The organism is Burkholderia sp. MSMB1459WGS, from assembly GCF_001534535.1.
Lineage (GTDB): Bacteria > Pseudomonadota > Gammaproteobacteria > Burkholderiales > Burkholderiaceae > Burkholderia.
Map to the genome: position 1 here is coordinate 199605 of NZ_LPMU01000061.1, position 25202 is coordinate 224806.

The window sequence follows — 25202 nt, forward strand, 5'->3', positions numbered from 1 at the left end:
ATGACGCTTCGAGGAATCGTCTGGCTCGCGGTCCTGTTCGCGCTCGCCGCCGCGCTCGCCACCGTCGGCCGTTTCGACGCGGGGCAGGTGCTGCTCGTCTATCCGCCGTACCGGGTCGACGTGTCGCTGAATCTGTTCGTGATCGCCATCGTCGTGCTGTTCATCGTCGTGTACGCGCTGCTGCGCATCGTGCGCAACATCTGGCGCATGCCGCAGCGGGTCGCCGCCTATCGCGCGCGTTCGCGCAACGAGAAGGCGCAGGCGTCGCTGCGCGATGCGATCGCGAACCTGTACGCGGGCCGCTTCTCGCGTGCGGAGAAGGCCGCGCGCGAAGCGCTGTCGATCGACGCGAACCTGGGCGCCGCGAGTCTCGTCGCGGCCACCGCCGCGCATCGGATGCACGAGTACACGCGCCGCGACGACTGGTTGTCGAAGATCGACGCGCCCGAATGGCAGGATGCACGGCTGCTTGCCGCCGCCGACATGCGCGCGGACGCCCGCGATGCCGACGGTGCGCTCGCCGCGCTGGCCGACATGCAGGCCGGCGGCAAGCGCATCCACGCGCAGCAGGTCGCGTTGCGTGCGCAGCAGCAACTGAAGAACTGGGCCGAGGTGCTGAAGCTTGCGAAGGCGCTCGAAAAGCGCGAGGCGCTGCATCCGGCCGCAGCCGTGCGGCTGCGCCAGCAGGCGGCGGAAAACCTGCTGCGCGAGCGCCGGCACGACCCGGACGCGCTGCTCGAAGTGTGGCAGTCGCTGTCGCCGGTCGAGCGCCAGTCGCCGCGTCTGGCCGATCTCGCGGCCGAGTTGCTCGTGCCGCTCGAGCGCCGCAACGAAGCGCGCCGCATCGTCGAGGACGCGCTCGCGCACAACTGGGATGCGCGCCTGCTGCGCCGTTATCCGGACACGGCCGGCGCCGATGCGCTGCCGCTGATCCAGAAGGCCGAAGGCTGGAAGAAGGATCATCCGGAAGATGCCGACCTGCTGTTCGCACTCGGCCGCCTCTGCCAGCAGCAGCAGTTGTGGGGCAAGGCGCAGTCGTTCCTCGAATCGGCGCTGAAGCTGGCCGACAACGAGGCGCTGAAGGTGCGGGCGCATCGTGCACTCGCCCGTCTGTTCGAGCATCTCGGCGAAACCGACAAGGCCGCGAAGCACTACCGCGAAAGCGCGCTCGCGATCACCGTGGTCTGACGCGGTGCCGCGGTAAAAGCCCCGAACGCCGATCGGCCTTCGGGGCTTTTTTTCGTTCGTCGCGACGCAGTGCGGACGTATGGCGGCGTCATCCGGTCGGCGAAGCATCCGGCCGGCGCGGTCTTGCCCGTCCGGAATCGAAAACGCCCCGGCGGCCGGGCAGTGCCGGGCGTCGGGGCGTTGCGTGGGGGCGGCCGTCGACCGGCGTGCTCGGTGCTTGGTGCTCGGCGCGTCCGGCGCGCCTTTACGCGCCGCGCGTCACTTGTCGACGAGCCGCTTCGGCACCGACAGCGCGAGCAGCCCGCCGAGCACGAGGAACCCGGCCAGCATGTACATGCCCGCATCGTTGGCGCCCGTCGCCTGCTTGAGCCAGCCCATCAGGTACGGGCTCAGGAAGCCGGCGAGGTTGCCGATCGAGTTGATCATCGCGATGCCGGCCGCGGCGGCCGTGCCGCCGAGGAACGCGGTCGGCAGGCTCCAGAACAGCGGCAGCGTCGTCAGGATGCCGATCGTCGCGAGCGTGAGGCCGAGCATCGCGAGCGCAGTCTGGTGCGCCCAGATCACCGACAGCACGAGGCCGAGCGCGCCGATCGCGGCCGGAATCGCGAGGTGCCAGCGGCGTTCGCGGCGCTTGTCCGCGCTGCGCGCGATCAGGATCATCGCGACCACCGCAGCCGCATACGGAATCGCCGACAGCAGGCCGATCACGATCGTATCGGTCACGCCCGTCGCCTTGATGATCGTCGGCAGCCAGAAGCCGACGCCGTAGAGCCCCATCACGAACGAGAAATAGATCAGCGCCATCAGCCACACGCGCGGGCTCGACATCACCGCGCCGAGCGGCAGGTCTTCCTTGGTGGCTTCCTCGGCGTCGACGTTGCGGGCGAGCAGCGCCTTTTCTTCATCGGTCAGCCACGTCGCCTTCGCGATCCGCTCGTCGAGCGTGAAGAACACGAGCACGCCGGCGAGCACCGACGGAATGCCTTCGAGCAGGAACAGCCATTGCCAGCCGTGCCAGCCGCTCACGCCGTCGAACGCCTTCAGGATGAAGCCAGAGATCGGCCCGCCGATCACCCCGGACAGCGCGACGGCCGTCATGAAGAACGTCGTCATCCGGCCGCGCCGGTGCGCGGGATACCAGTAGGTGAGGTAGAGGATCACGCCGGGAAAGAAGCCCGCTTCGGCGACGCCGAGCAGGAAGCGCATCACGTAGAACATCGCGGGCGTCGTGACGAACATCGTCAGGATCGAGATCACGCCCCACGTCGCCATGATGCGGGCGATCCAGACGCGTGCGCCGACGCGGTGCAGGATGATGTTGCTCGGCACCTCGAACAGGAAATAGCCGAAGAAGAAGATCCCGGCGCCGAGCCCGTACACGGTATCGCTCAGGTTCAGGTCGCTCGCCATCTGCAGCTTCGCGAACCCGACGTTCACGCGATCGAGATACGCGACCACGTAGCACAGCAGCAGGAGCGGCACGAGTCGCCACGACACCTTGCGGTAGGTTGCTTCCTCGAATGCGCCGGACGAGCCCGGCAGCGACTGCGTCGATGTTGCCATGTTGTCTCCTGTCGATCAGAGTGGGCGCTCGAGCGGTTATCCGGATCCCGTGCGCCACCGTCGTTGTAGTTGGCCGGCGCAGACGCAGCGGCGCGTCCAAGCCGGTTTCGTGCGAAGCAAGACGGAATAACCGTGATGCCCGGTACGGCTAGATGCAACGCCCGCCGTCGACTTCGAGGCAGACGCCCGTGATGAATTCGGCTTCGTCGGACGCAAGGTACAGCGCGGCGTTCGCGATGTCCTGCGGCGTCGAGAAGCGGCCGAGCGGGATCGTCGCGAGGAAGCGGCGGCGATTTTCCGGGGTGTCCTCGCAGCCCATGAATTCCGTCATCAACGCGGTTTCGCCGAGTACCGGGTTGATGCAGTTCACGCGGATGCGGTCGGCGCCGAGCTCGGCCGCGAGCGACTTGCTCGCGGTGATCATCGCGCCCTTCGTGCTGTTGTACCAGACGAGGCCCGGGCGCGGCCGCACGCCGGCCGTCGACGCGACGTTCACGAACACGCCGCCGCCCTGTGCGCGGAAGTACGGCACGAAGGTCTGCACGCACCAGAACAGGCTCTTCATGTTGACCGCGTACACGCGGTCGAATTCGGCTTCCGTCACGTCGAGCACGGGCTTGTTGCGGTGCGTGGTGCCGGCGTTGTTCACGACGATCTGCACCGCATGGAAATCGTCGAGCGCCGCCTGCAGCAGCGCGCGCCAGTCGTCCTCTTTCGATACGTCGCCGGCCGCCGCGATCGCCTTGCCGCCCGCGAGCGCGATCTCGCTCGCGACGCGCTCGGCCGCCGCGCCGTTCAGGTCGTTGACGACGACGTTCGCGCCTTCGCGCGCATACGTCTTCGCGATGCCTTCGCCGAACCCCGAGCCGCCGCCCGTGACGATGGCCGTCTTGCCGCTCAACCGCATGGTGTGTCTCCTTATATCTTCGATTTGCTTCGAACTTCAGTTGTGGCCGCCGTGAGGCGGGCTGCCTGACCGGTTGGCGGCCATGGCACAGCGTGTGTCTCCTGCGAGCCATCGAGCTCGAATCGCAGCTGTGCTGGTCATGAGAGTCGTCGTGCGTCGGCAGGCGGCCGGGCGCTGCCTGCCGGCTGTCGCGCGCCGTGCGTTCAGCCGTGCCGGATCGCGATCGTCTTGAGCGCGGTGAAGCCGTAAAGCGCCTCGAAGCCTTTCTCGCGGCCGTGGCCCGAATGGCCGACGCCGCCGAACGGCAACTCGACGCCGCCGCCCGCGCCATAGTTGTTGATGAACACCTGGCCCGCGCGCAGACGCCGCGCAAGCCGCATCTGGCGTGCGCCGTCGCGTGTCCAGATGCCCGCGACGAGGCCGTACGGCGTGCCGTTCGCGAGCGCGACGGCTTCGTCCTCGTCGACGAAACGCATCGCCGCGAGCACGGGGCCGAACACTTCCTCCTGCGCGAGCCGATGCGACGGCGGCACGTCGCGCAACAGCGCGGGCGCCTGGTAGAAGCCGCTTTCGGGCGCGTCGGCGACGACCTGCCCGTGCGCGGCCATCGGAATGCCGTCGTGCTGCGCGTCGGACAGGAAATCCCACACGCGTTGCTGCTGCTTCGCGTTGATCAGCGGGCCGCAGTCGAGATCGGCGCGGCTCGGGCCGACGCGCAGCCCGTTGAACGCGGTGGCGAGGCGCTCGACGAGCGGCTCGTACACCGCGCGCTCGATCAGCACGCGGCTGCCGGCCGAGCAGGTTTGCCCGCCGTTCTGCACGATCGCGGACACGAGTACGGGCAGTGCCGCGTCGAGATCGGCATCGGCGAACACGATCTGCGGCGACTTGCCGCCGAGTTCGAGCGTGACCGGCACGTGGTTCTCGGCCGCCATCTGCGTGACCAGCTTGCCGGTGGCTGGGGAGCCCGTAAACGAGATGTGGTCGATGCCCGGATGGCGTGCGAGCGCGGCGCCCGCTTCATGGCCGTAGCCGGTGACGACGTTGAGCGCGCCGGCCGGCAGCCCGGCTTCGGCGGCCAGCTCGGCGACGCGCAGCACGGACAGGCACGCGTCCTCGGCCGGCTTGACCACGCAGGCGTTGCCGGCCGCGAGCGCCGCGCCGACGCTGCGCCCGAAGATCTGCATCGGGTAGTTCCACGGCACGATATGGCCCGTGACGCCGTGCGGCTCGCGCACCGTCAGCACCGTGTATCCAGCCTGATAGGGGAGGGTTTCGCCATGCAGCTTGTCGGCGGCGCCCGCGTAGAACTCGAAGTAGCGCGCGAGCGCGGCTGCATCGGCGCGCGCCTGCTTCAGCGGCTTGCCGGTGTCGCGCGCCTCGATCGCGGCGAGTTCGTCGAGATGGTCGGCCACGCGAGCCGACAGCCGCATCAGCACGCGGCCGCGTTCGGCGGCGCTCGCGGCGCCCCACGGGCCTGCGAATGCGTCGCGCGCCGCGGTGACCGCGCGTTCGATGTCGGGTGCCGTGCCGCGCGCGATCGTCGCGAACGGCTGGCCGTCGGACGGATCGATGACCGCGATGGTTTCCAGTTGCGCGGGCAACGTCCATTCGCCCGCGATGAAGTGCTTCGCCTCTTCCATGCCTGCTCCTGTCGACCCAAGTTAGCGCTTTAGCGCTTACTTGGGTCCCATGCATCGCGGTCGACCCAAGTTAGCGCTTTAGCGCTTGGTTGGGCGTCATGCAACGCGGTCGACCCAAACTGGCGCTTTGGCGCTTGCCCGGATCCCGTGCTTTATCGTCGACGTGCAACGCCGCCGGTTCGACGGCCGGACATCCGGAACGATTATCGCGCCGATCGTCATCCGGACGCCACCGGTCGATTGGCTATAATGGCGCATTCCTTTTGGGGGACGCCCGTGGCGGTGCATCGGCCGAGGCGCCCTGTCCCGAATTCCCATCGACCTACAGAGAGTGCTCATGAGCTTCAATCATGTTCCGGCCGGCAAGGACCTGCCGCAAGATTTCAACGTGATCATCGAGATTCCCGCGCAAAGCGATCCGGTGAAGTACGAGGCGGACAAGGAACTGGGCCTTCTCGTCGTCGACCGCTTCATCGGCACGGGCATGCGCTATCCGGTGAACTACGGCTACATCCCGCAGACGCTGTCGGGCGACGGCGATCCGGTCGACGTGCTGGTGATCACGCCGTTCCCGCTGCTGGCCGGCTCGATCGTGCGTTCGCGCGTGCTCGGCATGCTGCAGATGACGGACGAATCGGGCGTCGACGCGAAGCTGATCGCGGTGCCGCACGACAAGATCTGCCCGATGACGGCGAACCTGAAGACGATCGACGACGTGCCCGAGTACCTGAAGGACCAGATCAAGCACTTCTTCGAGCAATACAAGGCGCTCGAGAAGGGCAAGTGGGTGAAGGTCGAAGGCTGGGCCGGCATCGAAGCCGCGCACAAGGAAATCACCGACGGCGCCGCGAACTACAAGAAGTAAGCGGCGTACCGGCCGACGGCCGGCGCGTACGGAACGAACCGCGCGTGTCTCTTCAGGAGACCGCGCGGTTTTGTTTTGCGCGCACGGTTTTCCTGCGGGTGGACGGGGAGACGGGCGGCAGTGGGGTGGCCGGTGCCGGCTTCGCGCGTTTCGCGCGCGGCGGGGCAACGGCCGGAGCGATCGCCGCGGCGGCTTTCGTGGCCGCCGGTCGGCGCCGGCCCGATGCGCAAGCGGCGTCTTCGCGTACGTTCGCGGCCGCTGCGGCGGCAGCCGGGGCCTTTCTTTTCGACTGCGTGGAGGAGGGCGAGCGTGCCTTTTTTACCGGTGTGCCACGCGCCGCGGTCTTTTTTGCGGCGGCATCGCCGTCGGTTTTTGCATGTTTCGCGTCCGGCGCGGCTTTATTTGCCTTCGTCGACTTCGACGCTTGTTTGCCCTTCGCAGGCTTCGCGGCCGTTGCGGATCCGGCACGTTTCCCGGTTTTCGCCCTTTTCGCGGTGGCCGCCTCCGTTGCGGCCGTCTTCTGCGCATCGTCGACGTTTTCCGCCTTCCTTTTCTTCCGCCCGTGCCCCATCGCGTTCGTCCCGGCCGTGTCGCCGCTTTCGTCGAGCGCGATCGCCGCCGGCAACACCGATTCCAGCGTCCGCAAACCGGCCGCCAGCTCGCGCTTTTTCGCGGGCGTGAGCCGCTTCACCCAGTATTCGGCGCGCGACGCGCTCGACCGGTCGGGCAGCGGAAACGACGCGAGCACCGCGCGCGGCTTGCGCGAGCGCGTGTAGCGCGCGCCCTTGCCGGACGCGTGTTCGTCGAAGCGCGCGGCGACATCGGTCGTGATGCCCGTGTAGACGCTGTCGTCGGCGCATTCGATCAGATACAGGAACCAGGACATGGCAGAGCAGCGGAATGCGAAGCCGCCAGTGTCTCAGAAAAAATGCGCATCAACGCCACCGGTCGCCATGCCCGTCGCGAAAGCGGCTCGGCGCCGCACCGAGTTCGCGCGTGAAGAAGCGCGTGAACGCGCTCGTCGAACGGAAGCCGACGCGCACGCCGATCTCGCCGATCGGCAACCGCGTGTTGAGCAGCAGGTCGCGTGCCTCGCCGAGCCGCGCCTGCGCGACGAGCGCGTGAAAACCGACCGCTTCGCGATGCAGGCGCCGGCGCAACGTCCAGCGCGACATCGCGAAGCGCGTGCATACGTGCTGCATCAGCGTATCGGTCGGCACGTCGGTGTCGTCGGACGTGCGCAGCCAGTCGCGCACGCATTGCTCGACCGACGCGCCGAACGTCGAACGTGCGCGCACGCGCTCGCGTGCGGCGTCGGCCGCATGACGCTGGATGCCGGCGAGCGGCGCGTTGTAGCGCTCGAACGGCGTGTCGAAGTGCGCGGAGCGCAGCACGATGCGGTTGTGCGCGGCATCGAACGACACCGGCGCGCCGAGCATGTCGCGCAACGCGGCAACGGGCGCGAACGCGCGGCCGGCGAATGCGGCGTCGTCGACGTGCACGTGCGGATCGTACAGGCGCGCGAGCGCCGCGAGGATCGCGAGGTTCGCGAACGCGCTGCCCGCGTGCCGGCCGTTGCCTTCGTTCACGTACTCGAGCGCGATCGCGTCGCCGTTCTCGTGCGCGAATACCCAGTCGACGTTGCCGATCAGCTCGCGATAGTGCAGGTAGCCGTGCAGCGCGTCGCGCAGCGTCGCCGCATTGCACGTGATGCCCGCGAGTTCGGGAAACGGCACGAGCCACGGCACGACCTGCGGCGGCGGGCGATGCCACGACAGCGGCCAGCCGCTCGTCAGCTGCATCGCGGCCACGTGCCGGTCGCCCGCGATGCGGCGCGTGTCGTCGGCGAGCTCGGCCGGCCCGATGCCGAGCGTTTCGTAAAGCGGTGCGGGATCGATGCCGTTCGCACGCGCGTCTTCGCACAGCCAGCGGTAGATCCGGACGGATACCGATTTCTGTTGCAACTCCATGTCTGTCTCCCTGTCGTCATGCCGTTCGGGTTTGTCCCCGCTGCGAGAGGTCAACGCATGCTCCCGCCGGTCAAGCGTGGTGACCGGTCGATTTTTAGACTTGGACGCTGGAGTGAGACGACAAGTACTAACAGAACGATTCTGGAGGATCAATGAAAACTTCGCTGTTCCGGTATTCGACGATTGCGTGCGCATGCGCGCTCACGGTGTTGCTCGCATCGTGCGGCGGCGACGACATTCACGCCCCGACCGACCCCGACGCGGCAGCCGACCAGCGCGCGGCGGCCCTCGTCGCGCAACTGACGACCGACGAAAAGCTGCAGCTCGTGCATGGCACCGGCATGCCGGCGCTCGGCCTGGGCGGCCCGTTTCCGGCCGATGCGCTGAACGGCGCGAGCTATATCCCGGGCGTGCCGCGGCTCGGCATTCCGGCGGTCAGCAGCGCCGATTCGGCGGGCGGCGTGAACGTGAAGAACGCACGCGTCACCGCGCTGCCCGCGCCGATCGCGCTTGCGGCGACGTGGGACCCGGCGCTCGCGGGCGCCTACGGCACGCGCATCGCGCTCGAGCTGCGTGCGCTCGGTTTCGCGGAGGGGCTCGGCGGGGGCGTGAACCTCGCGCGCGAGCCGCGCAACGGCCGCACCTTCGAATACATGGGCGAGGATCCGGTGCTCGCGGGCACGCTGAGCGCCGCGCGCACGCAGGCCACGCAGGCGCAGAAGGTGATCGCGACGATCAAGCATTTCGCGTTCAACGACCAGGAAACCAACCGGATGACGGTCGATTCGGTCGTCGACGAGCGAACCATGCGCGAGGCGGAACTGCTCGCGTTCGAGATCGGCGTGAAGGACGGCCAGCCGGGCAACGTGATGTGCTCGTACAACAAGCTGAACGGCGTATATGCGTGCGAGAACCCGTATTTGCTGACGACGGTGCTGAAGAACGAGTGGGGTTTCAAGGGCGTCGTGCAGTCCGACTGGGGCGCGACGCACTCGACGGTCGCGGCCGTGCAGGCCGGGCTGGACGAAGAGCAGCCGGGCGCGGCCGACGACGGCAACGCGCCGCTCGGCTCGTACTTCAATTCGAAGCTGCGCGCGGCGCTGCAGGCCGGCAGCGTGTCGGTCGCGCGGCTGAACGACATGGTGCAGCGCAAGCTGCGCACGCTGATCCGTATCGGCGTGATGGACGCGCCGCCGAAGCCGGGCGGCGCGATCGACGAAGCCGCCGGCAATGCCGATGCGCTCGCGATCGCACGGCAGGCGGCGGTGCTGTTGAAGAACGCGGCCGCGCCGGGCGACACGCAGCCGGTGCTGCCGCTCGCCGCCGGTGCGCTCAAGTCGGTCGTCGTGATTGGCGGCCATGCGGACGCGGGCGTGCTGTCGGGCGGCGGCTCCGGGGCGGTGCCGGCGATCGACGGCAACGCGGTGACGTCCTGCCAACAACCGGCCGACATGCTGTTCGGCGGCTGCGCGACCTGGTACAAGTCCGCGCCGCTCGCGGCGATTCGCGCGAAGGCGCCGAGCGCGTCGGTCAGCTATCTCGACGGCACCGACGCGAATGCCGCGGCGAGCGCGGCCGCACAGGCCGATGTCGCGATCGTGTTCGCCACGCAGTGGCAGACGGAAGGGCTCGACCTTGCGAGCCTGTCGCTGCCCGATGCGAAGGCGGACCCGTACAACCAGCAATACGACCAGAACGCACTGATCGCCGCGGTCGCCGCGAAGGCCAAGCGCGTGATCGTCGTGCTCGAGAACGGCAGCCCGGTGCTGATGCCGTGGCTCGCGAACGTGCATGGCGTGCTGGACGTGTGGTATCCGGGCGCGCAAGGCGGCCAGGCGATCGCCGATCTGCTGTTCGGCGACGCGAATCCGTCGGGCCGGCTGCCGCTGACGTTCCCGAAGCAGGAGGCCGATCTGCCGCAGCCGACGATCGATCCGTCGAACCTGCAGAACGTTTATGCGGAAGGGCTCGCGTACGGTTATCGCTGGTTCGACGCGAAGGCGATCGAGCCGCTGTTCCCGTTCGGCTACGGGCTGTCGTACACGACGTATGCGTTGTCGGCGATGTCCGCGCAGGCCGACGCCGCCGGCAACGTGACGGTCGGCGTGACGGTGACGAATACCGGGGCGCGCGCCGGTACGCATACGGTGCAGATCTACGCGGCGCTGCCCGCGTCGCTCGGCGAGCCGCCGAAGCGGCTCGTCGGCTGGACCAAGGTCGCGCTGCAGCCCGGCGAGGCGCGCACGGTCAGCGTCGCGGTGCCGGCGCAGCGCTTCGCGGTGTGGGATGCGAGCGCGCACGCATGGCGGATCGGCGCGGGCAGCTACGGGCTGTCGGCGGCCGCGTCGTCGCGCGACCCGCAGGCGCTGTCGCAGACGGTGACGCTCGCCGCGCACTGAGCCGGCGGCGGCCGTGCGGCATGCGGCGAGCCCATGCGTGGCTTCGCCGCATGCCGGTGCGCGGGATGACGCTAGCCGGCGCCGCGCCGAAACGGATCGTGCTCGCGCAGTTCGTCGACGTACGCGTGGATATGCTCGGTCTCGCGTTCGAGAAAGCGCGCGACCGCGTCGGAAAAAGCCGGATGCGCGAGCCAGTGCGCGGAGTGCGTGACGGTCGGCAGGAAACCGCGAGCGAGCTTGTGCTCGCCCTGCGCGCCGCCCTCGAACGTGTCGAGCCCGGCCTCGATGCAGAACTCGAGCAACTGGTAGTAGGCCGTTTCGAAGTGCAGGCAGGGCACGTGCTCGATCGCACCCCAGTAGCGGCCGTACAGCGTGCCGCCGCCGTGTTCGCCGCGCCGGTACACGGCGAGCGCGCTCGCGATCGGCCGGCCGTCGGCTTCCGCGATCACGAGCAGCAGGTTCTCCGGCATCGTCGCGCCGATCGTGCGGAAGAAGTCGAGGTTCAGGTACGGGCTCGAATAGTGCTCGCGGTAGGTCTGTCGATAGCAGCGCGAGAAGAAGCGCCAGTCGGCGTCGGTGATTCGATCGCCGGTGAGCCGCCGGAAGGTCACGCCCGCGTCGTGCACCTTGCGCCGCTCCGCGCGGATGTTCTTGCGCTTCTTCTGCTCGAGCGTGCCGAGGAAATCGTCGAAGTGGCGGTAGCCGTCGTTGAGCCAGTGGAACTGCACGCCTTCGCGCAGCATCATGCCCATCGATTCGAGGAGCCGCGCTTCGTCGCCGGTCGGGAACAGTACGTGCAGCGACGACACGTCGCTCTGCTCGGCGAACGCGAGCAGCGTGGCCGCGAGCCGGCGGCGCGCGTCGTCGTCGGCCGCGAGCAGCCGCGTGCCCTGCACCGGCGTGAACGGCACGGCGCACAGCAGCTTCGGGTAATAGGGCAGGTCGTTGCGCTGGTACGCATCGGCCCACGCCCAGTCGAACACGTATTCGCCGTACGAATGCTGTTTCGCATAGACGGGGGCGGCGGCCGCGAGGCGGCCGGTGCGCGGGTCGGTCAGCGTGACGAAGTGCGGCGACCAGCCGGTGTCGTCCACCGCGCAGCGCGCGACGTGCAGTGCGTCGAGGAATTCGTGGCGTAGGAACGGCGTGGGCTGCGCGTCGCGCGCGAGCAGCGCGTTCCATTCGTCGGCCGGCACCTCGGCGGGGGACGACAGGATGCCCGTGCGATAATCGATGCGTTCGTGTTTCAAGCGTGAATCCGTACCGTTGGATGTTGCCGGGTGCGGGCCGCCATGGCCCGCGCCCAGGTCGATTTCGTTAGCCGTTCAAGGCGCGCCGCCGGGTTGCGCCGATCCCGCCATGAAGACCCGACTCGCTCTCGCCCAGATCAACGCCACCGTCGGCGATTTCGCCGGCAACGTCGCGCGCATCGTCGCGGCCGCGCGTGCCGCGCACAACGATGGTGCGCAATTGATGGTCGCACCCGAACTCGTGCTGTCCGGCTATCCGCCCGAAGACCTGCTGCTGCGGCCCGCGTTCTACGCGGCGGCGGCCGCCGCGCTCGACGCGCTCGCCGACGCACTGAAGGCGTTCGACGGGCTCGCGGTGCTGGTCGGCCATCCGTTGCGGGGGCCGGGCGGCGGTGCGGGCAGCGCGTCAGCCGTCGATGGTAATGCAAACCGCCCGATCGAGCGCGGCGTGCCGCCCACCGACACCTTCAACGCGGTGTCGCTGATCGTCGGCGGCGAGATCGTCGGCACCTACCGCAAGCAGGATCTGCCGAACGCCGAGGTGTTCGACGAGAAGCGCTATTTCGCGACCGACACCGAGCCGCTCGTGTTCGAGCTGAACGGCGTGAAATACGGCGTGATCATCTGCGAGGACGCGTGGCATGCGTCGGCCGCGCAGATCGCGAAGGCGGCCGGCGCGCAGGTGCTGCTGATTCCGAACGGCTCGCCGTATCACATGAACAAGGAAGCGGTGCGCATCGACATCCTGCGCGCGCGGATTCGCGAGACCGGGCTGCCGATGGTGTACGTGAACCTCGTCGGCGGCCAGGACGAACTCGTGTTCGACGGCGGTTCGTTCGTGCTCGACGCGCAGGGTGCGCTCGTCGCGAAGATGCCGCAGTTCGACGAAGGGCACGCGATCGTCGAATTCGACGGCGCGCGGCCGCTGCCCGGTGCGATCGCACCCGAGCTATCGACTCACGCGCAGGTGTATCGCGCGCTCGTCACCGGCGTGCGCGACTACATCGGCAAGAACGGCTTTCCCGGCGTGCTGATCGGGCTGTCGGGCGGCGTCGATTCGGCGCTGGTGCTGGCCGTCGCGTGCGATGCGCTCGGGCCCGAGCGCGTGCGCGCGGTGATGATGCCGTCGCGCTTCACGGCCGACATCTCGACGACGGACGCGGCGGAGATGGCGCGGCGCGTCGGCGTGCGCTACGACGAGATCGCGATCGCGCCGATGTTCGATGCCTTCCGCGCCGCGCTCGCGGGCGAGTTCGCGGGCCGCGCGGAAGATGCGACGGAGGAGAACATCCAGGCACGCATCCGCGGCACGCTGCTGATGGCGCTGTCGAACAAGTTCGGCTCGATCGTGCTGACGACCGGCAACAAGAGCGAGATGGCGGTCGGCTACTGCACGCTGTACGGCGACATGGCCGGCGGTTTCGCGGTGATCAAGGACATCGCGAAGACGCTCGTGTACCGGCTGTGCCGCTATCGCAACGAAACGGCCGATTACGGGCTGCGCGACGTGATTCCCGAACGGATCCTGACGCGCGCGCCGTCGGCCGAGTTGCGCGAGAACCAGACCGACCAGGATAGCCTGCCGCCGTACGACGTGCTCGACGCGATCATGCGGATGTACATGGAAGAGGACCGGCCGCTCGCCGAGATCGTCGCGGCCGGCTACGCGCGGGCCGACGTCGAGCGCGTGACGCGGCTCATCAAGATCAACGAATACAAGCGCCGCCAGGCGCCGATCGGCATCCGCGTCACGCATCGCGCATTCGGGCGCGACTGGCGCTACCCGATTACATCATGCTTTACCGAACGGCTCGATTGAGCGGTGCTGGGCCGGATGCGGCCCGCCGGCTTACAATCGGGAACGCGATTTTTCATCCAAACGAGCATTGAGGGACATCCATCATGAAACGCATCACCGCCATCATCAAGCCGTTCAAGCTGGACGAAGTCCGCGAAGCGCTCGCCGAAGTGGGTCTCACGGGCCTGACCGTGACGGAAGTGAAGGGCTTCGGTCGCCAGAAGGGCCATACCGAGCTGTATCGCGGCGCCGAATACGTCGTCGACTTCCTGCCGAAGATGAAGATCGAGGTGGTCGTCGCCGAAGCGCAGGTCGATCAGGTGATCGACGCGGTGATCGGTGCGGCGCGCACCGGCAAGATCGGCGACGGCAAGATCTTCGTGTCGGACGTCGAGCGCGTGATCCGCATTCGCACCGGCGAAGAGAACGAAGCGGCCGTCTGAGCGCTGCGTCCGCGCCATTCGCTCGATCGCGGCCGCGTCTGCCGATCGGGCCGCGGTCGCACGAACCCGCCGCCCAAGAAAAAACGGTGCGGATACCCGGTTGGGTACCGCACCGATACGCGCCTCTCGCAGCAGCGTGGAAAGTGTTGTCGAATCGTTCTTTGACGGCGCCTGATCAGAACAGGTGCTGGATGCCGGCGTAGACGCCGGTCTGGCTGCCGCCCGGATTCGGGTTGCCCGTCGACACGGCCGTACCGGCGCCGTTCGCGTTCAGGCCGAAGTTCGCGTTCTTGCTGTTGCGCACCGTCGCGACCTGCAGGTCGAACAGCGTGCGCTTCGAGATGTTGTACGAGCCGCCGACCGTGTAGATGTTCGCGTTGCCGCCGCCGTGGTTCGCATTCACGTGATACACGGCTGCGATCAGCGCCGCTGCCGGCGTTGCTTGCCACGTCACGCCGCCCCACACCTGTTGCGTACCCGTCACGCCGGCGTTCACTGCCGGGCCACCGCTGCCGTCGGCGCGCGATGCCTGGTAGGCCGCCTGAACCTTGAACTGGCCGAGGAACACGTTCACGCCCGCGAAGTATTCACGCGAGTAGTTGAACACGTCCGAGAAGCGGCCGTTGCTGTCGCGCGTTTCGTCGTAGATGCCGCGCAACTGGAACAGCGAGTTCGTGTAGGTGACCTGCGCGCCCATTGCACGGCCCGGTTGGCCGGCCGTCGTGTTGCCGTTGAAGCTGGTCGAGTTCGAGAACGAGAACTGGCCGTAGAAGTCGAGGCCGTAGAGCGACGGCGACTGGTACGACACGTTGTTGCTGGTCTTGTTCCAGTTACGGCCGCGCACCAGCGAGGCCGTCGACCACGACGACTGGCCGAACGGGTCGAAGTCCCACACGCCGTTGGCGATCGCGAGTTCGCGACCCAACAGCAGCGTACCGTAACGGTCGTTGGAGATACCGACGGTCGCGAAACGATCCCAGATCGAGCCGCTGAAGCCGCCCGTCATCGTGTTGAACGCGCCTTCGAGGTGGAACAGGATCTTGTTGCCGCCGCCGATGTCTTCGCTGCCCTTCAAGCCCCACAGGCTCGTGCCCCAGTCGCCGCTTTCCGCGCGCACTTGGTGGCCGTTCTGCAGGCCGTTCATGTACTCGATGCCTGCATCCAGGCGGCCATACAGCGTGACGCTGCTCTGCGCGTGCGCCGTCACCACCCCAGCAGCCATCAGCGCGGCCGCGACCAAAGCTTTCTTCATCATCTCCTCCACACCCTGTCAAAAAGTCAACCCAGACTGCACGAGATGCCCGGAGCGCGAGCGCCGGGCAAAAGCGGGATAACCAGGGAGACCTCGTGCAGGGCCGGTAAGCGCAGCACGCGGGCAAGCAGACGGAAAACCGTTGAGCGGTCCCGCGCAGCCGGGTCGGCCTGCGGGGTCTCCTTGTTGTGTCGTGAAGCTAAACTACATTTCACGAACTTCGTTTTGCTACTTTGGTTACTAATTTAGCAAAAATACAATTTTGTGGCGACGGAAATCGTTGTTTGACTAACCGCTGTCGCCAAATTGCCATGCAACACGCTGCGCAACAGGGGGGGCAAGGGTGCTCGATTGCCGGAAAACCCTTGTCCCACAAGGGAGACATGGATTCCGCGGGCATGGGTCAAGGATTGCCACTATTGACGTTGCCGGGGCGCCGGCGTAAGCGCGAAAGTCGCGAAATTGGTAAGTATTTCGTAATGATTCGGGCGATTGCCGCCATCGTCGATCGACGCCTGAAACGCCTGTCCTGCTTCGCGCGGCGGCGCTTAGTCCGGACTTGGTCGCGCGTCGAGCAACTGGGCGCGAATCCAGCGATGCGCATCGGTGCGCGCGTGCTTCGCATGCGAGTAGACCTTCACCGTGTAGCGCGGGATCTCGAATGGCGCGGGGAAGATGCGGATCGGCGCCGCGTGGCGCAGCGCCTGCGCGGCGCGGTTCGGCACGGTCATCAGGAGTGCCGACTCCGCGATCACGAACGGCGCGGCGAGCACGGTCGGCAACTGCACGGCCACATGGCGCGCGAGGCCGAGCCGGTCGAGCACGTGATCGACGACGCCGCGCGCTTCGTTCCACGGCGTGACGACCACGTGGCGGGCCGCCAGATACTGGTCGAGCGTCAGCCGCCGACGGACGTCAGGATGCGTGGCGCTCGCGATCACGACATAGTCGTCGGAGAACCAGTCGAAATCCTCGATGCCGGGCGCGTCGGCCGCCGATTCCTCGTGGTAGCCGAGCGCGAAGTCGATGCGGCCGGCCGCGAGCTCGTCGACGGAAATCTTGCGGTCCGAATGGACGACGCGGATCCGCAGGTGCGGCGCCACGTGCTGGATGCGGGCCAGAAACGCAGGCAGCACCGCGAACGCCGTGTAGTCGGTCGCGGCGAACACGAACGTACGGTCGCTTTGCGCGGGATCGAAGCGGCGCGCGCGGGCGAGCCCCTTCGACATCGCATCGAGTGCGTCGCCGGCCCATGTGGCGATGTCGTCGGCGCGCACGGTGGGCTGCATCTCGTTGCCGAGGCGCACGAACAGCGCATCGCCGATCGCGTCGCGCAGCCGGGCGAGCGCATGGCTCAACGCCGACGGGCTCAGCGCGAGTTCATGCGCGGCCGCCGCGACCGACCGGTGGCGGTACAACGCGTCGAACACGAGCAGCAGGTTCAGGTCGAGGCGGCGCAGGTCGGGATGCATCATGTTCATGTCCGGATGAAGAAACTGCACTTCCTGCAGTTGCGCCGTGAACGTAGCATGTCGATCTCACCGGCGCCAGATGCGGGAGCGCCGGCGCCGTATTCCGTTTTCCGTCCGGGCCGAAGGAGGGCTCACCACCGTGCAAATCGATATCCGTTCCGCCACCGTCGCCGACGTGCCGCTGATCCTGCGCTTCATCACCGAACTGGCCGTCTACGAGAAGGCCGAGCACGAAGTCGTCGCGACGCCGGAATCGCTCGAGCGCAGCCTGTTCGGCGAAGGCTCGCCCGCGCGTACGCTGATGTGCGAGGTCGACGGCGAGCCGGCCGGCTTCGCTGTGTATTTCTTCTCGTATTCGACGTGGCTCGCGCGGCAGGGGCTGTATCTGGAGGATCTGTACGTGTCGCCGCGTTTTCGCGGCGCCGGCGCGGGGCTGCGGCTGCTGAAGGCGCTCGCGCGGATCGCGGTCGAGTCGGGCTGCGGGCGTTTCGAATGGAGCGTGCTCGACTGGAACGAGCCGGCGATCCGCTTCTACGAGCGCGTCGGCGCGGCGCCGCAGAGCGAGTGGGTGCGTTACCGGCTGGCGGGCGACGAACTGCGCGCGTTCGCCGACGGCGCGCCGGTGAGCGCCGCGTAAACGCAAAACGGGCGCCGCGCGGCGAACCGCGGGGCGCCCGTTCGGGCGTGGCGGGTGACGGGCGTTACTTGAGGCTGCCGGACAGGAAGCCGCGCAGGCGTTCGCTTTTCGGGTTCGCGAACACCTCGGCCGGCACGCCTTCTTCCTCGACGCGGCCCTGGTGCAGGAACATCACGTGATTCGACACGTTGCGCGCGAAACCCATCTCGTGCGTGACGACGATCATCGTGCGACCTTCCTCGGCCAGCTTCTGCATCACCTTCAGCACTTCGCCCACGAGTTCCGGATCGAGTGCGGAAGTCGGCTCGTCGAACAGCATCACGTCCGGATGCATCGCCAGCGCACGCGCGATCGCCACGCGCTGCTGCTGGCCGCCGGACAGATGCGACGGATACTGCTTCTCGACGCGCGGCGCGAGGCCGACCTTCTCGAGATATTCGCGCGCGCGCTCCTCGGCTTCCTTCTTCGGGATGCCGAGCACGTTCACCGGCGCTTCCATCACGTTCTCGATCACGTTCATGTGCGACCAGAGGTTGAAGTGCTGGAACACCATCGACAGCTTGGTGCGCACGCGCTGAAGCTGCTTCGAATCGGCCGCGCGCAGCGCGCCCGTCTTGTCGAGCGCGGTGCGCACTTCCTCGCCGTCGACGAAGATGCGGCCCGCGTTCGGCTGCTCGAGGAAGTTGATACAGCGCAGCATCGTGCTCTTGCCGGAACCGGACGAGCCGATCACGCTGATCACGTCGCCCGAGTTCGCCTTCAGCGACACGCCCTTGAGCACCTCGTTGTCGCCGTACCGCTTGTGGAGATCGTCGACGAAAAGCTTTTGAGTCTGGGAATTCATCAATATTCCTGCGGAAACTTATTTGCCTTGCGGGCGCAGATACGCGAGCCAGCGGCGCTCGGCCTGGCGGAACAGCCACACGAGCGTGAACGAGATCACGAGATAGAGCAGGGCGGCGATGCCGAACGCGTGGAACGACATGTAGGTCGCCGAGTTCACGTCGCGCGCGATCTTCAGGATGTCCGGCACGGTCGCGGTGAAGGCCACCGTCGTCGCGTGCAGCATCAGGATCACTTCGTTGCTGTACAGCGGCAGCGCGCGGCGCAGCGCCGACGGCAGGATCACGCGGCGGTACATCGTGAACGTGGACATTCCGTACGCGCGCGCGGCTTCGATCTCGCCGTACGATGTCGCCTTGATCGCACCCGCGAAGATTTCGGTGGTGTACGCGCAGGTGTTCAGCGTGAACGCGAGCAGCGTGCAGTGCATCCCGTCGCGGAAGAACGCGTCGAGCATCGGCGTGCCGCGCACGACCTGCAGGCTGTAGAGGCCCGTGTAGCAGAGCAGCAACTGCACGTAGAGCGGCGTGCCGCGGAACACGTACGTGTACAGCCACACGGCGCCCGACAGCCATTTCTTCTTCGACACGCGCGCCACGGCGAGCGGCACCGACAGGCAGAAGCCGAGGCCGATCGACACGACCAGCAGCCACAGCGTGATCGCGACACCGGTGATGCGATAGCCGTCGGTGTAGAGATAGTTGCGCCAGTATTCTTGGATGAGTTCGATCATAGGTCAGCCTTGCGGACGCCGGTCGAGTAGCGCTTTTCGAGCCACATCAGCACGAAGTTCGAGATCGTCGTGATGGCGAGGTAGACGGCACCCGCGATCAGCGTGAAGAAGAAGAACCGCAGCGTGCCCTTGCCGGCGTCCTGCGACGCCTTCACGACGTCGGCCAGGCCGATGATCGACACGAGCGCGGTCGACTTCACGAGCACCTGCCAGTTGTTGCCGATGCCCGGCAGTGCGAAGCGCATCATCTGCGGGAACATGATCCGCGTGAACACCTGCCAGTTCGTCATCCCGTAGGCGCTGCCGGCCTCGAGCTGGCCGCGCGGCACCGACAGGAACGCGCCACGGAACGTCTCGGTGAAGTACGCGCCGTAGATGAAGCCGAGCACGAGCACGCCGGCGAGGAACGGATCGATGTCGATCTGGTCCCAGCCGAGCGCGTCGGTCGCCATGTTCAGCCAGATCTGCAGGCTGTAGAACAGCAGCAGCATCAGCACGAGATCGGGGACGCCGCGGATCAGCGTCGTGTAGAGGGTGCCGACGCCGTTCGTCACGCGATTGCGCGACAGTTTCGCGCCGGCGCCGAGCAGCCCCAGCAGGAACGACAGCGCAAGCGAAAGCACCGCCAGTTTGACGGTTTGCCAGGTGCCGGCGAGGATCAGCGGGCCGTAGCCTTGTAGAAACATATGGGGTCCCTGGTGTGGTCCCTGAGGGCGCACGCAGTGCGCCGCGAAAGACGCGCCCGCCAAGCTGCGCGGAACGCCCCGTGCGTATCATGACCGTCCGCCCCGGCAACGGTGCCGGGCCCGCCCGTCGCGCGAGCGGCGGGCAAGGGAGCGGGCGGCGCGTGGTTGACTGCCTGTACTGCCCGGACGCGGGGCCGCCCCCGCATCCGCTGCTTCTTCTTGTCGGCGCTCAGCGAGCCGACGCCGAATAGACGCTGAACGAGAAGTACTTGTGCGACAGCCTGTCGTACGTGCCGTCCTTGTGCATGTCGGCCAGCGCCTGGTTGATCTTGTGCTTCAGGTCGGTATCTTCCTTGCGCAGGCCGATCGCGGTGCCGTCGCCGATCGTCTTCGGATCCTTCACCTCCGGCCCGGCGAACGCGAAGCCCTTGCCGCGCGGCGTGCGCAGGAAGCCGTAATCGGCCTGCAGCTCATCCTGCAGCGTCGCGTCGAGGCGGCCCGAGCCGAGATCGGTATAGACCTGGTCCTGATTCTGGTAAGGAACGATCGTCACGCCGTGCGGTTCCCAGTACGCCTTCGCGTAGGTTTCCTGCGTCGAGCCCTGCTCGACGCCGACGCGCTTGCCTTTCAGCGACGCGACCGTCGGCAGCAGCGGCGAGCCGGTCTTCGCGATCATGCGCGCGGGCGCGTCGTACACCTTGTCGGAGAAGTCGATCTGCTCGCGGCGCTTGTCCGTGACGGTCAGCGACGACACGATGACGTCGTACTTCTTCGCCTTCAGCGCCGGAATGATCCCGTCGAGATCCTGCGCCACCCACACGCATTTCACGTTGATCCGCTTGCAGATTTCCTTGGTGAGATCCACGTCGAAACCGACGATCTCGCCGCTCGGCGCGGTCGACTCGAACGGCGGGTAACTGGCATCGACACCGATCCGCACGGTCTTCCACTCCTTCGCGAAGGCGCTGCCCGCCACGAGGGCGAGGGCGGCGCACAGGGCGGCCTTCTTCATTTCCATCCTTCTGTTGCTGACTTTCCGGGGGGCGCTCGCGGCCGGTCGGACCGGGCGCCGCGGCGTATTCTAGACGGCCAAAAATCGCCGATCGGCGCTCTGGCGTTGGCGGCTGCCGGAACGGCGAACGCCAAAAGGGCGGTATTTTACCCGAACGCGATACCCGGAAAACGGCAATCCGGCACGGTCGACCGATTCCTCGATTCGGCTGTTGCGGTAATCGTGGTATTCGCAGCGAATATTTCGGCAATTGATTGCGCGAATGCAACGATGCGGTGCGCGGGCGACGGATTGTGGCGCGTTCGACCCCACCCTACAGTGGAGGTAAACCCGAACAGACAATCTGCGTCCCGAACGTCCGCCCCATGTTCCAGATCCTGCGCGCCGAAGACCGCTGCCACACGCGCCACGGCTGGCTCGAATCGAGCCACAGTTTTTCGCCCGGCTGCCGCACCGCGCCCGCGCCCGCGCATGCGCCGGTGCGTCCGCCCGTCGGCGCGCTGTGCGTGCTGAGCGAGGACCTGATCGCGCCGACGCGCGGGTTCGGGATGCAGCCGCGCCGCGACGTGGAGATCGTCACTTACGTGCTGGACGGCGCGCTCGCGCACCGCGACAGCCTCGGCTGCGGCGCGATCGTCCGTGCCGGCGGCATCCAGCGGATGAGCGCCGGCACGGGGCTCGTGCATAGTGAAACCAACGCGTCGCGCGATCGGCCGCTGCACCTGTTGCAGATCTGGCTGCAGCCGGCCGAGCGGGGCGGGCGGCCCGGCTACGAGGAACGGCGTTTCGCCGACGACGAGAAGCGCGGCCGGTTGAGGCTCGTCGCGGCGCCCGACGGCGGCGACGGCGCGCTGTCGATGCGGGCGGACGCCCGCATCTTCGCGGGGCTGATCGACGGCGACGAGACGACCGCATTCGACGTGCCGGCCGGGCGCAGCGTCTACGTGCACGTGGCGCGCGGCGAGGTCGAGGTCAACGGCCGCGCGCTGGCCGTCGGCGACGGCGCGCGGATCGGCGGCGTGGACGCGGTGGCGTTCGCGCGCGGCCGCACGGCCGAGGTGCTGCTGTTCGACGTCGCCTGAAACAAAAAGGGGAACGCAGGCAGGTGCCTGCGTTCCCCTTCCGCGCCGCTGCGGGAGCGGCCCGCCGGCTTACTGCGCCGGCGCCGACGCGCCCTTGGCGGCCGCGCGATGCTGCTCCCAGCGCTCCTTCATCTTCTCGTGGCGCTGCTCCATCTTCGCGAACTGCTGCTTGAGCGCCGTGCTGACCATCGTCTTCTGCGAGTCGTTCAGCCCGTTGTAGAACGTGAGCCACGCGGCGGACGTCTGCTCGCGCAGTTGCGCGTTTTGCGCCTCCGCCTGCTGGCGTGCCGAATGCATCGCGCTCAGGTCGAGGATCGGCTGGTTCTGCTGCGCCTTGAACTGCTCGCGCATCTGCTCGTGGCTCTTGCGCATCGCGTCACGGTTCTGCTTCATCGTGTTGACGGCCGCCTGCCATTGCTGCTCCTGCGACGCGTTGAGCTTCAGCTGATCGTGCAGTTTCATGATCGCGCCGAACGGGCCGCCTTCGTGGCCGTCATGCATCCGGTGCATGCCGGGGCCGCCCGGCGGCGGCATGTCGTTGGGCTGCGCGGCATGCGCGGTGCCGAATGCGAGAGCGAGCACGGTGGCGGCCGCGATGGCCACGCGGGAAGTCTTCTTATACATTTCAGAAACTCCTTGTATCCAAAGGGTCCGGCGATGCGGTGCCGGGAAAGCCGGGTACCGCATCCGGTAAGACGCAGGTTAGCGATCCGGGCCCCGGCGGGTGTTACGCGGGGTGGCGGCCCGGTTACCGTGCATTACAGTTCCCTTGCGCGGTAACCCGCAGTAACCCTTTCGCCCCTTTGTTTCGTTCTTCCACTCCGCCCTCGCGCGATAAACTTCGAGCCATGACTACCCAGATCCTCATCGTCGACGACGACCAAGAACTCCGAGACCTGCTGCGCGACTATCTCGTGCGCCAGGGGATGGAAGTGTCCGTGCTGCACGACGCGGCGACGCTCGAGAAACGCCTCGAGCGCGAACGGCCCGACCTGATCGTGCTGGACCTGATGATGCCGGGCGTGGACGGCCTGACCGCGCTGCGCCAGTTGCGCGCGGCCGGCGACGACATCCCCGTGATCATGCTGACCGCGCGGGCGGACGACGTCGACCGCATCGTCGGGCTCGAGCTCGGCGCGGACGACTACCTCGGCAAGCCGTTCAACCCGCGCGAGCTGCTCGCACGCGTGCAGGCCGTGTTGCGCCGCCGCCGCGCGACGCCGTCGGCGGCCGCGCCCGAGCAGCGCGAGCCGTTCGCGTTCGGCCGCTTCCTGCTCGACTTCCAGGCGCGCACGCTGTCGGTCGACGGCAAGCCGGCCACACTGTCGAGCAGCGAATTCGCGCTGCTGAAGATCTTCGTGAACCACGCGCTGCGCACGCTCACGCGCGAGCGGCTGCTCGAGTTGCTGCACGGGCCCGAGTACGACGGCACCGACCGCGGCATCGACGTCCAGGTGTGGCGCCTGCGCCGCATCCTCGAAACGGATCCGTCGACTCCGCGCTTCATCCAGACGGTCCGCGGGCGCGGCTACGTGTTCGTGCCCGACGGCGAGGCCCATGCGCAAACCCATTGATTCGCTGTTCGGGCGGCTGGCGCTGCTCGTCGTCGGCGTCCTGCTCCTGTCGCACTTCGCGTGGTTCTTCGCGATGCGGCTCGAGCGCAACCAGATGCAGACGCGTTATGCGGTCGAGGAGGCCGCGTTCCTCGTCGATGCGGTGCGCCAGCACGTGGCGCGCACGCCCGACCAGCCGCTGCCGTCGCGCGTGCGGCTCGTGTCGCCGGACAGCGCCGACGTGCCGAAGGGCGGCGATGCGGGGCTGCCGCCGCCGCTGAAGCGGTTCCGCGACGACGTGAGCGACCGCATGCCGCCTGGCACGCAGGTCGAGATCGGCACGCCCGGCCATCCGCCGGTGCTGTGGGTGAAGGAGCCGGCCGATCGCAACTGGATCGTGGTGCCCGTGCAGCCGCTGCGGCCGCCGCGCTCGCTCGACCGGATGCTGCTGTGGCTCGGCACGATCTTCTCGGCCGGCGTGATCGCCGCGCTGTTCGCGGCCTGGCAATTGCAGCAGCCGCTGCGCTCGCTCGCGCGCGCGGTCGCGCGTTTCGGCCGCGGGCAGCCGGTCCCGCCGCTGCGCGAACGCGGGCCGCGCGAGCTGCGCCAGCTCACGCGCGGCTTCAACCAGATGGTGGAGCAGGTGTCGCAGGCCGAGAGCGATCGCGCGGTGATGCTGGCCGGCGTCGCCCACGACTTGCGCACGCCGCTCGCCCGGATGCGCCTGCGGGCGGAAATGATGGACGACGCGCGGCTGCGCGACGGCGTCGTGCGCGACGTCGACTCGATGTCGCACATCGTCGACCAGTTCCTGGTATTTGCGCATGGCGGAGCCGATCGCAGCGAGCCGGTGCCGGTCGATCAGGCCTGCGAGCGGATCGCGCGCAGTTACCGCGCGGTCGCGCCGAACGCGCCGACGGTCCAGACGCGGCTGGAGGCCGATCCCGGCTTCCGGCTGCCGACGGCGACGCTCGATCGGATCCTGTCGAACCTGCTGGACAACGCGCATGCGTACGGCGCACCGCCCGTGCTCGTCGAGACGGCGCGCACGCCGACCGGCTATGTGCTGTCGGTCAGCGACAGCGGCGGCGGCATCGCGCCGCGCGACCTCGCGGCCGCCACGCGGCCGTTCGTGCGGCTCGATCCCGCGCGCGGCGGGAACGGCCACAGCGGGCTCGGGCTCGCGATCGTCGAGCGGCTCGTGCTCAGGCTCGGGGGCGCGTGCGACATCGGCAATCGCCCCGAAGGCGGTCTGCGCGTGTCGATGACGTTCCCGTTCGAGGTCGTGCCGAAGGACGACGAACGTCACGCACAGGCCGCCTGAGCGGCCGCGGCGCCTGCCCGACCGGGCAGGCGCCGCGCGGCGTCATTCGCCGAACAGCGTGCCGAGCGTCTCGGCCGCGTTGCTGTCGATCGTGTTGTAGGTCACCGTGGTGGCCTCGAAGATGTAGACGGTCGTATACCGGCCGAGACGCTCCAGGATTTCCTCCTGCAGCGATTCAGGCACGACGTTCATGTTCAGGTACCACGCCGTGGACGACAGCCGCGTCTGGAACGACCCGTACTCCTGCATGAGTTCATAGAACGCATCGGCATCCTGATCGCGACAGACGATCACCAAGTTTCCTGCCATTCCCTTCCTCCCGCTCGTCGGTCGATCCCCGGGCCTGTCGACACGAAGCGCGTGCGCATTGCCGCGACACGGCCGAAACGACCCCCGGGGGCTAGCCCCGATCATACCTGCTTCGTCGTCTCCGGCTGCTGATGCCGGACACGGTTTGTGCCCGCGTGCGGGTGGCGGGTTCACGGCCGGCCCGGATCACGGCATAATTCGGGCCTGCGTGCCGGCCGCAGGACTGCGGCCAGGCTGTTCCGTACCGCGCGCCCGCCATCCGTCCACGCGCCG

Annotated in this window: 23 protein-coding genes; 9 read left to right on the forward strand and 14 right to left on the reverse strand. The window is 67.8% G+C overall.

All coding sequences use genetic code 11. From position 1 onward, the window contains the following. Positions 1-1188 carry a heme biosynthesis protein HemY gene (locus WT97_RS23725; protein ID WP_059795819.1) on the forward strand — a complete coding sequence of 396 codons (1188 nt, stop codon included), beginning with the start codon at positions 1-3 and terminating at the stop codon, positions 1186-1188. A 258-nt stretch (positions 1189-1446) separates the two neighbouring features. Here the strand turns inward: WT97_RS23725 and WT97_RS23730 are convergent, their stop codons facing one another. From WT97_RS23730 to WT97_RS23740, 3 genes are all read right to left on the reverse strand, one after another. Beyond that, on the reverse strand, positions 1447-2751 hold the full coding sequence (locus tag WT97_RS23730; RefSeq protein WP_034208110.1) for an MFS transporter: 1305 nt from the start codon (positions 2749-2751) through the stop codon (positions 1447-1449). 148 nt (positions 2752-2899) lie between these two features. Further along, positions 2900-3658: an SDR family oxidoreductase gene (locus tag WT97_RS23735; RefSeq protein WP_060036297.1), complete on the reverse strand. Its 759-nt coding sequence runs from the start codon at positions 3656-3658 to the stop codon at positions 2900-2902. Between the two features lie 203 nt (positions 3659-3861). Then, entirely contained in the window at positions 3862-5301 is a 1440-nt protein-coding gene (locus WT97_RS23740; protein ID WP_060354534.1) for an aldehyde dehydrogenase family protein, read from the reverse strand. Between the two features lie 337 nt (positions 5302-5638). On the opposite strand from WT97_RS23740, the gene ppa reads away from it, so the two are divergent. Further along, complete coding sequence (ppa, locus tag WT97_RS23745; RefSeq protein ID WP_034208107.1) at positions 5639-6166, forward strand: inorganic diphosphatase; 528 nt, start codon at positions 5639-5641, stop codon at positions 6164-6166. Between the two features lie 52 nt (positions 6167-6218). Here ppa and WT97_RS23750 read toward each other — a convergent pair whose 3' ends face one another. Then, a complete protein-coding gene (locus WT97_RS23750) occupies positions 6219-7052 on the reverse strand; it encodes a GIY-YIG nuclease family protein (RefSeq protein ID WP_060354535.1) in 834 nt (277 codons plus the stop codon). Positions 7053-7101: 49 nt separating this feature from the next. After that, positions 7102-8136 (reverse strand): AraC family transcriptional regulator, encoded by a 1035-nt coding sequence (locus WT97_RS23755; RefSeq protein ID WP_060036299.1) that lies wholly within the window; start codon positions 8134-8136, stop codon positions 7102-7104. A gap of 152 nt (positions 8137-8288) precedes the next feature. Between WT97_RS23755 and WT97_RS23760 the strand changes: the two genes are divergently transcribed. Next, positions 8289-10535, forward strand: a complete 2247-nt coding sequence (locus WT97_RS23760) for a glycoside hydrolase family 3 C-terminal domain-containing protein (protein WP_060354536.1) — start codon at positions 8289-8291, stop codon at positions 10533-10535. Between the two features lie 71 nt (positions 10536-10606). Here WT97_RS23760 and WT97_RS23765 read toward each other — a convergent pair whose 3' ends face one another. Then, complete coding sequence (locus tag WT97_RS23765; RefSeq protein ID WP_059795828.1) at positions 10607-11785, reverse strand: GNAT family N-acetyltransferase; 1179 nt, start codon at positions 11783-11785, stop codon at positions 10607-10609. A gap of 109 nt (positions 11786-11894) precedes the next feature. Here WT97_RS23765 and WT97_RS23770 point away from each other — a divergent pair, with 109 nt between their 5' ends. Together WT97_RS23770 and WT97_RS23775 are read left to right on the forward strand one after the other, a co-directional pair. Continuing rightward, complete coding sequence (locus WT97_RS23770) at positions 11895-13604, forward strand: NAD+ synthase (RefSeq protein ID WP_059795830.1); 1710 nt, start codon at positions 11895-11897, stop codon at positions 13602-13604. A gap of 83 nt (positions 13605-13687) precedes the next feature. After that, positions 13688-14026, forward strand: a complete 339-nt coding sequence (locus tag WT97_RS23775) for a P-II family nitrogen regulator (protein WP_006398637.1) — start codon at positions 13688-13690, stop codon at positions 14024-14026. Between the two features lie 175 nt (positions 14027-14201). Here the strand turns inward: WT97_RS23775 and WT97_RS23780 are convergent, their stop codons facing one another. Next, a complete protein-coding gene (locus WT97_RS23780) occupies positions 14202-15281 on the reverse strand; it encodes a porin (protein WP_059795988.1) in 1080 nt (359 codons plus the stop codon). A 545-nt stretch (positions 15282-15826) separates the two neighbouring features. Continuing rightward, entirely contained in the window at positions 15827-16753 is a 927-nt protein-coding gene (locus WT97_RS23785; protein WP_059795990.1) for a LysR family transcriptional regulator, read from the reverse strand. Between the two features lie 136 nt (positions 16754-16889). Between WT97_RS23785 and WT97_RS23790 the strand changes: the two genes are divergently transcribed. Beyond that, positions 16890-17387: a GNAT family N-acetyltransferase gene (locus WT97_RS23790; protein ID WP_059795833.1), complete on the forward strand. Its 498-nt coding sequence runs from the start codon at positions 16890-16892 to the stop codon at positions 17385-17387. Between the two features lie 64 nt (positions 17388-17451). Here the strand turns inward: WT97_RS23790 and WT97_RS23795 are convergent, their stop codons facing one another. From WT97_RS23795 to WT97_RS23810, 4 genes are all read right to left on the reverse strand, one after another. Next, the gene (locus WT97_RS23795; protein WP_059504866.1) at positions 17452-18231 is read right to left on the reverse strand and encodes an ABC transporter ATP-binding protein; all 780 of its coding nucleotides are present in this window, start codon (positions 18229-18231) and stop codon (positions 17452-17454) included. A gap of 18 nt (positions 18232-18249) precedes the next feature. After that, positions 18250-18963 carry an ABC transporter permease gene (locus WT97_RS23800; protein WP_034208097.1) on the reverse strand — a complete coding sequence of 238 codons (714 nt, stop codon included), beginning with the start codon at positions 18961-18963 and terminating at the stop codon, positions 18250-18252. Further along, entirely contained in the window at positions 18960-19649 is a 690-nt protein-coding gene (locus WT97_RS23805) for an ABC transporter permease (RefSeq protein WP_034208096.1), read from the reverse strand. The genes WT97_RS23800 and WT97_RS23805 overlap by 4 nt, the downstream gene beginning before the upstream one ends. Before the next feature lie 229 nt (positions 19650-19878). Continuing rightward, entirely contained in the window at positions 19879-20661 is a 783-nt protein-coding gene (locus WT97_RS23810; protein ID WP_059795992.1) for an ABC transporter substrate-binding protein, read from the reverse strand. A 365-nt stretch (positions 20662-21026) separates the two neighbouring features. Here WT97_RS23810 and WT97_RS23815 point away from each other — a divergent pair, with 365 nt between their 5' ends. Beyond that, the gene (locus WT97_RS23815) at positions 21027-21743 is read left to right on the forward strand and encodes a pirin family protein (protein WP_059795835.1); all 717 of its coding nucleotides are present in this window, start codon (positions 21027-21029) and stop codon (positions 21741-21743) included. A 69-nt stretch (positions 21744-21812) separates the two neighbouring features. Here WT97_RS23815 and WT97_RS23820 read toward each other — a convergent pair whose 3' ends face one another. Further along, positions 21813-22367 carry a periplasmic heavy metal sensor gene (locus WT97_RS23820; RefSeq protein ID WP_034208093.1) on the reverse strand — a complete coding sequence of 185 codons (555 nt, stop codon included), beginning with the start codon at positions 22365-22367 and terminating at the stop codon, positions 21813-21815. A 224-nt stretch (positions 22368-22591) separates the two neighbouring features. Here WT97_RS23820 and WT97_RS23825 point away from each other — a divergent pair, with 224 nt between their 5' ends. Beyond that, positions 22592-23317, forward strand: a complete 726-nt coding sequence (locus WT97_RS23825; RefSeq protein ID WP_006493394.1) for a response regulator — start codon at positions 22592-22594, stop codon at positions 23315-23317. Then, positions 23301-24620 (forward strand): ATP-binding protein, encoded by a 1320-nt coding sequence (locus tag WT97_RS23830; protein ID WP_059504872.1) that lies wholly within the window; start codon positions 23301-23303, stop codon positions 24618-24620. The genes WT97_RS23825 and WT97_RS23830 overlap by 17 nt, the downstream gene beginning before the upstream one ends. A 42-nt stretch (positions 24621-24662) precedes the next feature. On the opposite strand, the gene WT97_RS23835 is transcribed toward WT97_RS23830, so the two are convergent. Further along, positions 24663-24929 carry a hypothetical protein gene (locus WT97_RS23835; RefSeq protein WP_011545926.1) on the reverse strand — a complete coding sequence of 89 codons (267 nt, stop codon included), beginning with the start codon at positions 24927-24929 and terminating at the stop codon, positions 24663-24665. Positions 24930-25202: the final 273 nt, after the last annotated feature.

Excerpts from the sequence above, each read along its gene's own strand:
- WT97_RS23725 (WP_059795819.1), top strand. The coding sequence starts at position 1 with ATGACGCTTCGAGGAATCGTCTGGCTCGCGGTCCTGTTCGCGCTCGCC.
- WT97_RS23730 (WP_034208110.1), bottom strand. The coding sequence starts at position 2,751 with ATGGCAACATCGACGCAGTCGCTGCCGGGCTCGTCCGGCGCATTCGAG.
- WT97_RS23735 (WP_060036297.1), bottom strand. The coding sequence starts at position 3,658 with ATGCGGTTGAGCGGCAAGACGGCCATCGTCACGGGCGGCGGCTCGGGG.
- WT97_RS23740 (WP_060354534.1), bottom strand. The coding sequence starts at position 5,301 with ATGGAAGAGGCGAAGCACTTCATCGCGGGCGAATGGACGTTGCCCGCG.
- ppa (WP_034208107.1), top strand. The coding sequence starts at position 5,639 with ATGAGCTTCAATCATGTTCCGGCCGGCAAGGACCTGCCGCAAGATTTC.
- WT97_RS23750 (WP_060354535.1), bottom strand. The coding sequence starts at position 7,052 with ATGTCCTGGTTCCTGTATCTGATCGAATGCGCCGACGACAGCGTCTAC.
- WT97_RS23755 (WP_060036299.1), bottom strand. The coding sequence starts at position 8,136 with ATGGAGTTGCAACAGAAATCGGTATCCGTCCGGATCTACCGCTGGCTG.
- WT97_RS23760 (WP_060354536.1), top strand. The coding sequence starts at position 8,289 with ATGAAAACTTCGCTGTTCCGGTATTCGACGATTGCGTGCGCATGCGCG.
- WT97_RS23770 (WP_059795830.1), top strand. The coding sequence starts at position 11,895 with ATGAAGACCCGACTCGCTCTCGCCCAGATCAACGCCACCGTCGGCGAT.
- WT97_RS23775 (WP_006398637.1), top strand. The coding sequence starts at position 13,688 with ATGAAACGCATCACCGCCATCATCAAGCCGTTCAAGCTGGACGAAGTC.
- WT97_RS23780 (WP_059795988.1), bottom strand. The coding sequence starts at position 15,281 with ATGATGAAGAAAGCTTTGGTCGCGGCCGCGCTGATGGCTGCTGGGGTG.
- WT97_RS23785 (WP_059795990.1), bottom strand. The coding sequence starts at position 16,753 with ATGATGCATCCCGACCTGCGCCGCCTCGACCTGAACCTGCTGCTCGTG.
- WT97_RS23795 (WP_059504866.1), bottom strand. The coding sequence starts at position 18,231 with ATGAATTCCCAGACTCAAAAGCTTTTCGTCGACGATCTCCACAAGCGG.
- WT97_RS23800 (WP_034208097.1), bottom strand. The coding sequence starts at position 18,963 with ATGATCGAACTCATCCAAGAATACTGGCGCAACTATCTCTACACCGAC.
- WT97_RS23805 (WP_034208096.1), bottom strand. The coding sequence starts at position 19,649 with ATGTTTCTACAAGGCTACGGCCCGCTGATCCTCGCCGGCACCTGGCAA.
- WT97_RS23810 (WP_059795992.1), bottom strand. The coding sequence starts at position 20,661 with ATGAAGAAGGCCGCCCTGTGCGCCGCCCTCGCCCTCGTGGCGGGCAGC.
- WT97_RS23815 (WP_059795835.1), top strand. The coding sequence starts at position 21,027 with ATGTTCCAGATCCTGCGCGCCGAAGACCGCTGCCACACGCGCCACGGC.
- WT97_RS23820 (WP_034208093.1), bottom strand. The coding sequence starts at position 22,367 with ATGTATAAGAAGACTTCCCGCGTGGCCATCGCGGCCGCCACCGTGCTC.
- WT97_RS23825 (WP_006493394.1), top strand. The coding sequence starts at position 22,592 with ATGACTACCCAGATCCTCATCGTCGACGACGACCAAGAACTCCGAGAC.
- WT97_RS23830 (WP_059504872.1), top strand. The coding sequence starts at position 23,301 with ATGCGCAAACCCATTGATTCGCTGTTCGGGCGGCTGGCGCTGCTCGTC.
- WT97_RS23835 (WP_011545926.1), bottom strand. The coding sequence starts at position 24,929 with ATGGCAGGAAACTTGGTGATCGTCTGTCGCGATCAGGATGCCGATGCG.